The following is a 14000-nucleotide window of genomic DNA, read 5'->3' as shown; positions in this document are numbered from 1 at the left end:
CCGTGCGGTCTCGATCCCGGATCTCCGCTGCGCAGCGTCCGTGATGACGTCATGTAAGTTCGCGCACGGATATTCGGGATCTTGGATGGGCAAAGAAAATTGTCCCGTCCCGGACTTGATCCGGGACCGGTTCAGGTCACTCTGAAACAACGGTCCGGGCTCAGCCAGTTCCTTGGAAAAACTGAACGATTTAGCTGCTGGCGTCTCCGGGGACACTGTCTTGGCTGCGCGCTCTGGAACGGGAATCGGCCAAACGGCTCAGCTTGAAAAAACTATTCCTCTTCCGAGCCGAGCTTTGAAAACCGGTGCCCGGAACTTCCGGAGGGGGCAAATTACATTAAGGCCATCAATCTGGGATTGGAGACCCTTGAAGATGGCCAGTCGTCGCGGTGACATAGTCAAAACGCTGAAAAAGCCGGAAGACCGGCTCGACGTGTTTCCCGCGTTCATGAAGGTCGCGGGCAGACGGGTGCTCGTGGTTGGCCATGGCGCCGAGGCCGCCGCCAAGGTGCGGCTGCTGGGCGAAACCAACGCAAAGATCGTCGTGATCTCCAACACCGTCGAGCAGGACCTGCGTGAGGCGATCGACCTCTTCGAAGCCGAGCACGTCGCGGAAGGATTTCGTCCCGCACATTTGAACGGCGCGGCCCTGGTGTTTACCGCCCAGGAAAACTGGGACCTCGACAAGGCCGTCGTTGACGCGGCCCGGATCATGGGTGTTCCCGTGAATGCGGTCGACAAGCCGGAACTCTGCGACTTCTACACCGGTGCCCTGGTCAATCGGGCGCCAATCGCCGTAGCAATTACCTCCACCGGTGTCGGCCCGGTTCTGTCCCGCCACATCCGCGCTCGCATCGAGGCGATGCTGCCGCGGGCAACCGGGCAGTTGGCGCGTCTTGCTGAAAGTTTTCGCGATGCAGCCTCCAAGGTAATTGCCGACGGCGGGCTGCGACGCAATTTCTGGGCCCGGTTTTTCTCCGGTTCCGTGGCGACAAATCTTTATGCCGGCAAGCCGGATGCAGCCCGTGCCGATGCACAGCGACTGCTGAACGGCATGGCCGACGAGCCCAGTTATGTCTGGCTGGTCGGAGCTGGCCCTGGCGCGGAAGACCTCCTGACGCTCAGGGCGCAACGGCTTTTGCAGGAAGCAGATGTGATCGTTCATGACGCCCTGGTTCCGGCGGGTGTTGTCTCCATGGGGCGCCGTGATGCGGAGCGAATTTCCGTTGGCAAGCGCAAGGGGGCCCATTCCGTCGCGCAGAACGAGATCTGCGATCTGCTCGTGGAATTGGGAACGAAGGGTTTGAAAGTTGTGCGCCTGAAGGCCGGCGATCCGATGATATTCGGCAGGGCCGCAGAGGAAATGGAGGCGCTCCGTGCAGGCGGGATCGGATTTGAGATCGTCCCCGGCGTTACAGCAGCCTTTGCCGCGGCCGCCTCGGCCCAGATCCCGTTGACCCTGCGGGGAGTGGCCTCCAACCTTGTTTTTGCAACCGGCCACAACGCCAAGTCCGAGACGCTGCCGGATTGGGCCGGTCTTGCGCTGAAAGGCGCGACTGTCGCCGTCTATATGGGACGCACTGTTGCAGCCGCGGTTGCCGACAAGATGATCGGCGCGGGCCTGAAGCCGCAAACCCCGGTCGCGGTCGTGGAAAATGCCGCTCATGCGGATGAACGCCTTTTTGCCGGAACGCTTTCCGAACTCGCGGTTTTGTCGAACCGTGCGGAAATCGAAGGCCCGGTCCTCATAGTCATAGGCGAGGCTGTTGGCCACGCCGCCCTGCACAAGGCCGAAACGCTGGTGCCGCTTGACGTGGCCCGCGCCGCAGTTGCCTGACGAAAGAGAGTAGACGCAATGAAAGTCATCACCGCCAACCGCTTGCTGAACGGCGACGTTGTCTGGCTCGGCGAAAACGGCAGCTGGGTCGAGCGCATAACGCTGGCCAGAACTTTCGACGGCAAAGACCAGGTCGCGGAAGGACTGGCCATCGGCCAGGAGGCCGAGAAAAACCAGGAAGTCGTCAGCGTCTACGAAATGGACGTGACACTGGAGGACGGCGTGATTGTGCCGGTCCGCCTGCGTGAGCGCATCCGGGCCGCCGGTCCGACCACCCACCCGCAGTTCGGTAAACAGGCCCAGGCCGTATCGGCCTGAAAAAAGACAACAGGGAAAGGCAGCGCCGGAAAAATCGAAAACGGCAGCGCCTGCTAGGAGAGTTCAAGATGTACCGCTACGACGAATTTGACGCGAGTTTTGTCAATCAGCGCACCGAGCAATTCAAGGACCAGGTCCGGCGCCGCCTTGCGGGCGAATTGTCGGAAGACGAGTTCAAGCCTCTTCGCCTGATGAACGGTCTCTATCTCCAACTGCATGCCTACATGCTGCGGGTTGCCATTCCCTATGGCACTTTGAACGGTCGCCAGATGCGCAAGCTCGCGCATATCGCGCGCACCTACGACAAGGGGTACGGCCACTTCACGACGCGCCAGAACATTCAGTTCAACTGGCCAAAGCTGGAAGACACGCCGAAGATCCTGGAAGAGTTGGCGGAAGTGGAAATGCACGCCATTCAGACATCCGGCAACTGCATTCGAAACGTGACGGCTGACCACTTTGCCGGCGCGGCCGCCGACGAGATCGCAGACCCGCGCCCCTATGCGGAAATTCTGCGTCAGTGGTCGTCTCTTCATCCGGAGTTTTCGTTCCTGCCGCGCAAATTCAAGATCGCGATCACCGGAGCGCCCAACGACCGGGCCGCTGTGCAGGTGCACGACATCGGCCTGCAGCTGACACGGAACGATGAAGGCGAGATCGGTTTTGTGGTCTATGTCGGCGGTGGTCTTGGACGTACGCCGATGATTGGCCGCAAGGTGCGCGACTATCTGCCGGAAGAAGATCTTCTGGCCTATTCGGAAGCGATCCTGCGCGTCTATAACCGCTATGGCCGCCGCGACAACAAGTACAAGGCGCGGATCAAGATCCTTGTGCACGAAACCGGCCTGGAAGAACTGAAGGCGGATATCGAGGAGGAGTTCGAAAAGATCCGCTTTGGCGTGCTGCGCCTGCCGGACGAGGAAGTCCGTCGCATCGAAGCCTATTTCGCACCGCCCCCGCTTGAGGTTGGCCCGTCTGCTTCCGAGGCCGTAGAATCGCGGCGGAATGCCGATGCCGCCTTTGCCCAGTTCCTGGCGCACAACCTGAACCCGCACCGGGTGCCGGGCTATACTTCCGTGACGCTTTCCATGAAGCCGATTGGTGGTATCCCGGGCGATGCATCTGATGCGCAGATGGAAGTGATTGCTGACCTGGCAGAACAATACGGCCATGATGAAATCCGCATCAGCCACGAACAGAACGTTATCCTGCCACATGTGAAGCTTGATGACGTGCCGGCGATCTATGACCGGCTGTCTGCCGCCGAAATCGCCGAAGGCAACGCCGGTCTCATCACCGACATCATCGCCTGCCCGGGCATGGACTATTGCGCCCTGGCAACGGCGCGCTCTATCCCGGTGGCACAGCGCATTTCCGAACGCTTCGGCACGGCGGAACGCCAGGCGGAAATCGGCGAACTCAAGATCAAGATCTCCGGCTGTATCAATGCCTGTGGCCACCACCATGTCGGTCATATCGGTATTCTCGGTCTGGAGAAAAAGGGCGAGGAATTCTACCAGGTAACGCTCGGCGGTTCGGCCAACGAGAATGCTTCCATCGGTGAGATCGTCGGTCGCGGCTTTTCTTCCGAGGAAGTCATCGATGCGATTGAAAAGCTGGTCGATACCTATCTCGGCCTTCGATCCGGCAAGGAAGAAACCTTCCTGGACGCCTACCGCCGGGTTGGGGAGGCACCCTTCAAGGAGGCCCTTTATGGCGCTGCATGAAACTTTCAGTCTGGGGGTTGATCCTGAGCTGGGATTGCAGGCGGAAGTCGCCGCGCTGAATTCCCAGTACGAGGACATGTCGGCCCAGGAGATCCTGTTGGGCGCGATCCGGCATCAGTTCGCCGGTGACATTGCCATGGTCTCCAGTTTTGGTGCCGACTCTGCCGTGCTGCTGCACATGGTGGCGCAGATTGATCCTTCGACACCCGTGCTCTTCATCGACACGGTGAAGCTGTTCCCGGCAACCCTGCTTTATCGGGACGAGCTGATCGAAAAGCTTGGTCTTACGGATGTGCGCACCTTCAAGCCGACCAGGGAGGACCTGGAGGAGCAGGACCCGTCCGGCATGCTCTGGATGACCGACACGGATGCCTGCTGTCACATCCGCAAGGTGGTTCCGATGGAGCAGGCGCTTCATGGTTTCGAAGCATGGATTTCAGGCCGGAAGCGTCATCAGAGCGCGACACGCAACAGTCTCGAGAACTTTGAGGTCGACGCGGGCCGGGTGAAGGTCAATCCGCTGGCCGACTGGTCTGCAGCCGAGGTCCTGGACTATGCAAAGTCGCACGGACTGCCGCCACATCCGTTGGTCGCGCAAGGATATCCTTCGATCGGCTGCCTGCCCTGCACCAGCAAGGTTGCACCGGGCGAAGACCCGCGCGCAGGCCGCTGGCGTGGCCAGGACAAGACGGAATGCGGCATTCACTGGCCGACCCATGGCAAGGAAATCGACGGCAGCGGCATCTGACCGCTGCCTAAACTGGAACTAAGGACGCACGAAATGACAACGATTTACAAGGACGGCGAGTTCGTAGAAGAGAACTGGATCCGGGTGGATGCCGAAACAGGTAGCGCCATTGAAGGCGACGCGCTGGTACCGCAGACCCTGTTTCTGGAGGCCGCGAACGACTATCTCGCTCGCAACGGAAAAACAGCAGTGCTAGTTGAGGCCGGCGACAATGTCGAACTGCTACAGCTTTACCTCGACAATCTGGCCTATGTCGCTGTCGACTTCCCGAGTTTTGCCGACGGGCGCGGCTTTTCCGCGGCCCGGGTACTGCGTGAGCAGATCGGCTTTCAGGGGGATATCCGGGCTGCCGGCAAGTACATTCTGGACCAGGTGCCGCTCGCGCGCCGGTGTGGTGTTTCCTCGTTCGAGATTACCAAGCCGGAAGTGCTGAAAGCACTCAAGGCGGGCGAATGGCCGGAAGTCACCAAGTACCTGCAGCCGGTGGGGACGGTCGACGAAATTCCGTTCGGAACCCGCCCCTGGGCGCGCCGCTCCTTCCGGGATGTCGCTGTTGCGGCCGAATAATTACCCGGCGAGACAAGAGCGAAGCGTCCCGCCTTGTCTCGCCGTCCATTCCAGGAATGCAGTCACCCGGGCACAGGGACCTGTGACCGGGTGACGTTGTCTGCAGGCAGCGCCTTCAACTAGACGCACCAGCTGCGACCAGGCTGGGCCCGAATCGACCACCTTTACCTGAACTCGTGCCGGACAATCGCGCCGACAATGTTCGAATAATCATCCGTCCAGGGCCGCGTGTCTCCTGCCGAAACGGTATTCCATCTGGAGTTTTCCAGAAGCGGGCCGAAATCGGCTTCTTCGCGTGCAAGCACCATGACATTTGCTCCGAAGACCTGATCGGGCTTGGTCTTGTCCTCAGCTGCGCTGAATTCAGCAAAACGCAATTCATATCCATCCACTTCGGCGATGGCGGCCAGCACGCTGGCCAGTTCCAGATACCGGTTCGATATGTGGAGCGCCAGCAACCCGTTCTCCGAGAGTTTTGAAAAGAAGAGGTCGATTGCCTCCCTGGTCATCAGGTGAACCGGTATGGAATCGGATGAGAACGCATCGATGAGCAGATAGTCGAATTTGCCGTCCGGCTCCGCCTCCAGTGTCAGGCGCGCATCACCAAGAACCATCTTCGCCTGCGGGCCGCAGTCTGAAATGAAGCGGAAGTAAGCCGGGTTCGACGCAACATCTATGACCGACTTGTCGATTTCGTAGACAGCCCATTCTTCACTAGGCTGCATGTGGCACAGGAAACTTCCGGTTCCAAGACCGACGATGCCGGCATGCAGCAACGTGCCACCGGCCGCAACTCTCGCTGCGTTCAACGTGTCGGCCATCTCGCCTGTCTCGTGGTAGTAGGCAAGCGGTTCCGGATTGCCTGTTCCAACGTCCGGTTCGAAGGCGCTCATGGCAATGCTGCCGTGAACGGTCGTGCCATGCACCATCCTGCGATGCAAACCGTTGTCGGTGTCCTTGACCTTTATGACACCGAAAAATGACCGTTCCGAGTGAACGACGCTCGGGTGAAGTTGCAACAGCAGGGCAAATGGAACGGTCAGAACCAGCAGGACATGGGACACGGCCTGCCACTTGAGCTGCACAATGGCTGCAAGCGTAATCAGGCCGATGATCGACAGGGTGACGATCTCGTGCCCCTTCAATTCCGGGATCAGGCCACGCGTTGCGGCCGCCCAGAATGCAAATGCGAGAACGGAGCCAGCGGTGATGGTCCAGAAGACGGATCTGGAGGTGGCGCCGCCTTTGAGCGGTAGCAGGAACAGTGCGCTCAGCATCAGCATCGGGTATTCGGCCACCCAGTTGAAGATGTTCGGCGCGACCAGACCGGCAAAGATACCGCCAAGGACACCGCCGACCGACATCCAGAGATAAAAGGCCGTCAATTGGCTCGCGTGCGGACGAAGCTGATAAAGCCGCGCGTGGCAGAACAGCACGGTGATGAAATAGATCAGCAGATTGGCGCCGAGCCCGAATGTCAGCGGCAAGAGTTTGGGAAGGAAAATAACTGCGGCCGCAATTATGGCGGTCCAGGGAAGGAGGTTCGACAAGAAGTCGACCGAAATCAGGGGCTTGTTCTTGAACGCGATGACGAACGTCAGCAGGAACAGCGAAAGGGGAACGACCCACATGAACGGTGCGGAGGCGATGTCAACGGCAATATGCGCGGTGAGGGCGATCGTCAGCGCCGACGGTACGGCGGCAAGTCCAAGATAGACAAGGATCTGTTTTGCCGGGATACGTTGGTCAGTAGCGGCATCGTCGGCGTTGGAAGACCCGCCGGGGTGATCTGAAACAGTGTCCGACTGCTTGAATACGGAGGCACCGCACAGCAGGATTGCAATGACCAGCATGAAGTAGCCCGCTGTCCACAACAGCGACTGGGTTCCAAGCGCAAGAGCTGGTTCCAGTACGAGAATGTAGAGATAGAGCGATGCAAAACTGCCGATATTGCTCGCGCCGTAAAGAAAGTATGGGTCCGACGCGTGCCTGTGGCCGGTCTGGGTAAACCAGGCCTGAAGCAGCGGGGCGTTTGCCGATACTGCAAAAAACGGTAGACCGACCGAGACTGCAAACAATCCAAGAAGCCAGATTTCCTGATGCTGCACGGGGGGCGTATCCCAGCCGGACGCAATCCCCAACGGCAGGAAAACACACGCGGACAACAGGACCACTGCGTGCACAAGTATTGCCCGTCTCGTTTGCAGATATCGTGTCAGAATATGCGCATAGGTATATCCCAGTAGCAGAACGCTCTGGAAGAAGACCATTGCGACGGACCACACGCCGGGTGATCCTCCAAGTTTCGGCAGAACCAGTTTTGAGAAGAATGGCTGGACCGAAAACAGCAAAAACGCGCTCAGGAACAAGGTCCCCGCAAAGAGCTGCAGGACCGGAAGCGCAATACCCAGGCTTCCACTTTCTCCGCGCGAAAGTGACGGCTGTCGCGTTTGTTGCATCGTGTCCAATCCCAAAGTTACCCAAGGGGAGACTACGTAGAGCGTGTTAAACAACGCATAAAAGACGTGCTTAAGATAAAGGTAACAGAAGCATAAAGGTTCAACGTCTTCTGGGTGGAAAGCAGATTTCAAAGCAGGCGCCGCGATCCTGAGGCCTCAACCGGATTGTTGCCTGGTGGGCCTTGAGTAGTGCCTGAATTATTCCGAGGCCCATACCGGTGCCTCCGCTTGCGCGCCGCGTGGTGAAAAACAGGTCAAATATCTGGTCCTGGTTCCCGGCGGATATGCCTTCTCCGTTGTCGGCAACGGCAAGCGTGAATCCGTTTTCTGTCTCCTCAGGAGAAAACGAGACCCGGTCTGCGCCGTGACGGATGGAATTGTCGATCAGGTTCTCGAAGACAATGCGGGCATTCTCGGCTGCAAGCGGCAACATGCAGTCTTCTCTTGCATCGATGGTGATCCCTTGAAATCGTCGTCTGATGTCACTCAACACCTCCGACAATTGACACGTTCCGCCGATTTCCACGCTATCGGCCCGCGCGAGTTCGCGCAGGCGGTTCAACAATCGTGAGGCTCGCTCCGTATCGGCCAGGATGTTTCCGAGAAACTTTTCTCGCTCCGCGTCGCTGAGTTCATCTCCACCATCGCGCAGCAGTTCGGTCGCGCCCTGGATCGCGGTCAGCGGTGTCTTGAGTTCGTGAGTCACGTGATTGGCGAACGTGTTGATATAGTCGTTTCGCTCGAACAGCTTGCGCGATGTATCCAGCATGCTGGAAGACAAGGCATGGATTTCCCGGTTTCCGTGGATGACGAGTGGCTTCAGCGCATCGCGATCTCCACGGCCGATTTTCAACGAACGTTCCGTGAGCGCCTTGATCGGTCCGGCGATCCCGCGGGCGAAGATGACGCCGACAACCAAAGTGGCGCTGAGCACGAAGGCGAGGACCCAGAACATTGTTTCCCGCTTCAGGAACATTTCACGCAGGATATTGCTTGGTGTCCGCGAGGCATAGACGACACCAGCAACCTTGCCGTCGAGGACGATCGGAAGGGCAGCGAAGACCCTGACACTGGTGCCGCGGCTGATGGAATAGATCGGTTGGGGGTTCTGCACTGTACGTTCGCGCAGAGCGCTCGAATAGCGGCCGCCAAGCGCTGTCTGAACTTCCTCGACATGCGCAAGAGACAGGCCGGTATCATCCCGGCCCGCGATAATGATCCCGTTTGGATCGAGAATTCTGAAACCGGCAAGTGTCAGTCTCTGGGTATCCCTCAGTACCGTGGCGATTGCCTTTCCTGTCGCATGATAAGCCGGATGAATCCGGACATCCGTGGCCACCGGGTCGGCGCGGGCAGGCAGAACGGGCGTCTTGTTCAGATCGAGGATGGGCAGTTGCGGAGCCCAGTTGCCTTCAGGCTGGTTTTTTGACCTGCGAAGCGTGGAGATCAGCGGTTCCATGGAATAGGGGATGGGCTGATCGATGGCATTTGTGCCGAGAGGAAGGTCTTCACCGCCGAATTGCCTCAGGTGCTGTGCGGTGATGGCTGCGATGGCTGCGGACTGCGCGATCAGTTCGCCTTCCGTCGTTTGTATCAGCTGATTTTCATAGACGCGGAAAAAGACGATCCCGCCAAGCGGGACAAGCAGCATGATCCCCAGCACCAGCGCGATGACCAGGCTGAGAGGCGGTCGCCAGCGGTCACGGAAGGATCGCGAGAACAGCATTGTCAGGCTCAACTTCCATTTTCGCAGGGGCCGAGCCGAAAGCCGACACCGTGGACGGTTTCGATGGCATCGCCGCATCCCGCGGATCCGAGTTTTGCCCGAATGTTGCGGATATGGCTGTCAATGGTCCGGTCGGAGACGTGAATGTTGTCCTTGTAGGCCCGTTCAAGTATGCGCTCGCGGGTAAAGACGATCTTGGGACGGCTCATCAGGGCCGTCAGAATATCGAATTCAATGGCGGTAAGCGTGACGTCGTTGCCGTCAATCGAGACCTGACGTTCTTCTGTTTCCAGGCACAAGAGGCCATGTGCAAGGCTGGAACCTTCAGCCGGGATTGCCACGGATTGTGGGGCTCCGTAGCGCTTGAGAATGACACCGACCCGCGCAATCAGTTCGCGCGGACTGAAGGGTTTGGTGACATAGTCGTCCGCGCCCAGTTCCAGCCCGATGATGCGATCAATTTCATCGTCCCGGGCGGACAGGAAAAGGATCGGGACTTCAGACTTTTTTCGCAACTCCCGGCACACGTCAAGGCCGTCCATTTCCGGCAGCCCGATATCGAGAATGACAAGTGCGGGAGAGCAAAGCACCGCCTTGTCCAGCGCATCCTTGCCGTTGGTTGCAACCTCGTGAATGTAGGATGCTTTCTGCAGGGCGAAACAGATCACTTCGCGGATATTCGGATCGTCGTCGACGACGAGAATGGTTTTGGTCTGCAATGGACTGGTCCGGGCAATTGGCTCCCGCCTTCTTCGCGGGAGCTGATTTCGAGGTATTTGAATTGGCGTTTCACTAAGAGATAACCGAGGCAGTTTCATGTTTCCAGCCACCAGCCATCCCGGCGCACGCTTCGGGGAAGGGCAGTGTCGGTCCGGGTCGAGCCTGCGGTCATGGACCTTCGGTGACTGCGCTTCAGGGTTGAAAGGGGGCGCCCTAAGGCTTTGGCAATGGAGCGGCGGAAACGCGCGGCGAGTGCCAGCACAACCAGCATCAGGCCGAACATACCTTCCGGTTCCGGCGCGGAACTGCCGCTGAGGTTCAAGGACGGATAGGCGCTTTTCGGCACGCCTGAGGCCTGCGGCAACGGCACACTCCTGCTTTGAGCGCTCGCAGGGACATTGTTGACCGTCTTTTCCGAGACCGCCACAAAGGACGTAAAGCGGGATTGCAGGGAGTAGGTCAGGCCGAGTTGTGTGATTTGCCTTTTGAGACTTTCGTTGCTGCTCCCGCCGATTGTATAGGCCCGGTTCTTGTCGAATATCTGTTCCCGTGCCCAGATCAGCGGCACGGTTTTTTCAGATTGTGCTGCTCGTGCGGTCGCAAAGCTTTCATCCGCATCAAGATCGACGTCGAGTGGCAACGACGCTTTGTGGCCGTTGACGATGCCGTTGACATAGATCCTGTGCTTGCGGCCTTGGCGGTATCTGGCCAGAACCCGAACGGTACCACCCTCGAACAGATCCGGAATTTTTGCCGGCGTCGGTTCCGAGACGACCAGCCCGTTCCAGTCAACGGAGATATCGGTCAAAAGCGGTGTTTTCAGTTTTGCTGCAAAGTCTGCGGCGATCTCGCGATAATTCCCGTCCACCGGAACGTAGCGGGCGTATCCGCGTCCTTCCCGGGCCATCGCGTCAAGCAGAAATCGATTGACCGAATTTCCGACACCGAAGGAATAGATACGGGCGTTTCCGATGCGGTCGGAGATTGTCTGGATGACATTCTTTTCATCACCGATATAGCCATCTGTGAGAAAGACCACGATGCGCGTCGTGTTGGAAGGTTGCCGCGTGTCAAAAGCGGCATTCAGGGCGTGATTGAGTTCCGTCCCGCCGCCGGCGCGCAGACTGGAGACGTGGCTGATTGCCAGGCGCTTGTTCCAGTCGGTCGCTTTGGTCGAGTTGTTCGAAAAATGGGACGCACTGCTGGAAAAACTGATGATACGGAAGTGGTCGTCGGGCCTGAGAGACCGGATGGCGGTCGTCATGAATGCCTTGCTCGCATTCATCGGCTGGTCTCTCATGGATCCGGAAGTGTCGAGCACGAAGACCAGTTCGCGTTTCCCGATCATCGCTTCCGGCGGAATTTTCGGAGGTTCAATCAGCAGTGAAAGGTATCCTCCCCGTTCGGCGTCAAAGTGAGAGGTGAGCCCTGACGCAATCTCCTTCTCCGAGTTCAGTTCATACCGCAGGACAAAATCCCTGTTGTCGATCTCTCGTCCCGAGGTGAAGCGAACAGACTTTTGCGATCCGTCGCCGACCACTGTCACCGCGTGCGTATCACTTTCAAGATGCGAGATCGGGATCGGTGAATTGAGCGTGAGATCGAGTGCAACGCGATCCGGGTCGATTGTCTTTGGCGCGTTCTGTCCGATGACAGGCGGATAAGCCGGAAGTTTGTCGATGGACCAGCCGGATACGCTGTCGGTTCTTGGCGCAGCTTCGGCAACGGATGTGTCACCGGATGCCAGGCTCTCCATCTCTCCGTCCTTGGTGTAGCTCACGAGCTTTGCCGGACTTGTCCGGCCCGGCCGCTCGTAGCGTGGCCCGACCACCATCGGAACCACCAGTTCGTAAGCTCCATCGACCTTCGGTACGTTCTGGACATATTCAATCGTGATTTTCACAGGCCGTCCCGGCATGAGATTCGCAACGTCCTGGGTGAACATGTTCGGCCGGTGTTGCGTCAGCAGAGCGGCGCCTTTGCCCTCCGCCTTCGCCTTTTCGTAGGCAGCTTCGGCCTTGTCTTTTTCCTTGATCCGGGCAATCAGCGTCTCGCCGTCGAGGTCGACGCGCATGGCGTGAATGGCAGCCTTCTGATTCATCGGGAACAGGTAGGTGGCGTTGACGGGGTGGCTGGAGGAATTGAGGAAGGTCTGCGTCAATTCGACATGAGCGATGTCGCCGTCAATTTCGATCTTGTAATCGGATTTCAGCAAGGGAAGCTGGAATTCCCTGCCTCCATGTTGCGCCAGAACCACGCCCGACATTTCATCGGGTGTGGGCAGGGTTGCCTGTGCAGGCAATGCAGTGCTGATCACGAAAACGGTTGTGAACCGTGCAGCAAATGTCGTCAGAAAAGTCATGGAACTATCCTTCTCGGCTTATGGTTTTGCTGGAAATTGTTGTGCGAAGATCAAGGGCGGCGATGGCTGCGGCTTCAAAGGTTTCCAGATGACTATCCGGAAGGTTCCAGGGTGTAATTCTCTGGATGCTTGTCCATCGGGCTCCCGGGTTTTGCAGCCACAGCCAGATGGCTTCCGCGATATTGTGGGTTGTTTCGCCGGTGCTGGAAGTGAAGGTGACGGCAACACGCCATTCTTCTCCGGTTTCGGAGCGTGCCCTGTAGAGGGCAGTCGGAACCGGAGCGAAGCGTGTTCCCAGGAATTCCACGTCGTAACCGAGCCCGCGCAGACAATCATCCGGAGCGTGCAGGTGCCGCAACGGCGATGTTGTCTGTACGAGGGTCAGGGCAAGCGCGCCGTAACGGCGTTTCTGGGCGTGCCCTCCGTATTGTTCGAAATAGCGTTGCTCGACCGGCAGCAGGTCCTCATCAACACCAAATTCCCCGCCGAGCGACAGGGGGAGGATCTGTAGCTGTGTCGCAGCTGACACATCAAGAGCATTTCGCGGCAGGGTGACGATCACCAGCGCCAAGGCAAGAAAGACAAGCGCGCTCAAGTGCTGAACGGGCCTGCTCGGTGACCAGGCGAACCAGCCGGTGGTACCGGTGGACCTGTTCACCCGGCGCGGCTTGTAAAAGGCAAGGACGGGCAGCAACGACAGACCAAGTGCAACATAGCCGATGATATCGTGCAGTGGCTGGGCCATGACATTCAGGCCGAAAACGTGTTCCGGATGGGAAAGTCCAATGGCAAGCGCGCCGATCCGCAGAGCGTTGGCAAGCAGACTGAGCGACATCGTGAGTGCGATCCAGAAAACGGAAACCAGAATTCCGGGCCGGAACAGAGCGTTCAGAACCACGATGAACGCCATGGCGAGCATCAGGCCGGATGTGCCGGAGCAAGGCAGATCCACAAGGACATCCTTGCCGGCAAGTTCGATCCTGATTCCGGAGCATTGAACGTCCGGGAAGATGAGCCCCAGGCCCCTGCAGGTCAGATTTGCGGAAATTTCCTGCAGCGGATATCCGACAATCCGCTGGATTATGCGTTCCACCGGAAGTGTGAACAGGAACAGGATCGACAGCCAGAAAGGGGAAACCGGTCGCGCGCGGCTCCCGGTGCGGAGCAGGACGGAAAGTGCATAGATATCGAGGGCAAGCGCAAGCCCGCCGATGACATTGATCGCGAGTACCTGGCTGAGAAAACGGATGAACCCCGATACCAGGAGGAGGGCGATCGCTGTTTGGCGGTGTCGGGTCTCTGGCCCTGTGACTGCACTGCCGAGCGACCAGGCAAGAAGCGCCAGAATCACCACAAGGTAGAGCGCACCCGATGAGGGGTAGGACGGATCGAACCAGGTCCCGATGAGCCAGCGAACGGGTTCATAGGCAAGAACGAGTGAGGCAAGTACAAAGCTTGCCGTGGTGAGTGAGTATGGCGCGAAACGTGTCATGGCACCTGTTGTGCCGGTTCCGCTTGCAGCCGTTTGTCAGGCCT

At 58.5% G+C, this 14000-nt stretch carries 10 protein-coding genes; 5 read left to right on the top strand and 5 right to left on the bottom strand.

Annotation, left to right across the window (positions count from 1 at the left end):
* Positions 1-373 precede the first annotated feature (373 nt).
* From cysG to LA5095_RS24615, 5 genes are all read left to right on the top strand, one after another.
* Positions 374-1837, top strand: coding sequence for a siroheme synthase CysG (gene cysG / locus LA5095_RS24635; protein ID WP_055119931.1), 1464 nt, complete (start codon positions 374-376; stop codon positions 1835-1837).
* A gap of 18 nt (positions 1838-1855) precedes the next feature.
* Complete coding sequence (locus tag LA5095_RS24630; protein ID WP_029062210.1) at positions 1856-2155, top strand: DUF2849 domain-containing protein; 300 nt, start codon at positions 1856-1858, stop codon at positions 2153-2155.
* Between the two features lie 68 nt (positions 2156-2223).
* Positions 2224-3882: a nitrite/sulfite reductase gene (locus LA5095_RS24625; protein WP_055119929.1), complete on the top strand. Its 1659-nt coding sequence runs from the start codon at positions 2224-2226 to the stop codon at positions 3880-3882.
* Positions 3869-4630: a phosphoadenylyl-sulfate reductase gene (locus LA5095_RS24620; RefSeq protein WP_055119928.1), complete on the top strand. Its 762-nt coding sequence runs from the start codon at positions 3869-3871 to the stop codon at positions 4628-4630. The genes LA5095_RS24625 and LA5095_RS24620 overlap by 14 nt, the downstream gene beginning before the upstream one ends.
* Before the next feature lie 33 nt (positions 4631-4663).
* Positions 4664-5197, top strand: coding sequence for a DUF934 domain-containing protein (locus LA5095_RS24615; protein ID WP_055119926.1), 534 nt, complete (start codon positions 4664-4666; stop codon positions 5195-5197).
* A gap of 164 nt (positions 5198-5361) precedes the next feature.
* Here the strand turns inward: LA5095_RS24615 and LA5095_RS24610 are convergent, their stop codons facing one another.
* From LA5095_RS24610 to xrtT, 5 genes are all read right to left on the bottom strand, one after another.
* Positions 5362-7656: a fused MFS/spermidine synthase gene (locus LA5095_RS24610; RefSeq protein ID WP_055119924.1), complete on the bottom strand. Its 2295-nt coding sequence runs from the start codon at positions 7654-7656 to the stop codon at positions 5362-5364.
* Between the two features lie 100 nt (positions 7657-7756).
* Positions 7757-9394 carry a sensor histidine kinase gene (locus LA5095_RS24605; RefSeq protein ID WP_055119922.1) on the bottom strand — a complete coding sequence of 546 codons (1638 nt, stop codon included), beginning with the start codon at positions 9392-9394 and terminating at the stop codon, positions 7757-7759.
* A complete protein-coding gene (locus LA5095_RS24600) occupies positions 9391-10101 on the bottom strand; it encodes a response regulator transcription factor (protein ID WP_055119920.1) in 711 nt (236 codons plus the stop codon). The genes LA5095_RS24605 and LA5095_RS24600 overlap by 4 nt, the downstream gene beginning before the upstream one ends.
* A 95-nt stretch (positions 10102-10196) precedes the next feature.
* Complete coding sequence (locus LA5095_RS24595; RefSeq protein WP_055119913.1) at positions 10197-12464, bottom strand: VIT and vWA domain-containing protein; 2268 nt, start codon at positions 12462-12464, stop codon at positions 10197-10199.
* A 4-nt stretch (positions 12465-12468) separates the two neighbouring features.
* Positions 12469-13956 (bottom strand): exosortase T, encoded by a 1488-nt coding sequence (xrtT, locus tag LA5095_RS24590; protein ID WP_055119911.1) that lies wholly within the window; start codon positions 13954-13956, stop codon positions 12469-12471.
* Positions 13957-14000: the final 44 nt, after the last annotated feature.

Origin of the sequence: Roseibium album, assembly GCF_001404515.1 — a bacterium.
Classification (GTDB): Bacteria; Pseudomonadota; Alphaproteobacteria; order Rhizobiales; family Stappiaceae; genus Roseibium; species Roseibium album.
The sequence above is the reverse complement of the archived record's forward strand: the minus strand, read 5'-3'. Positions and strand labels throughout refer to the sequence as shown.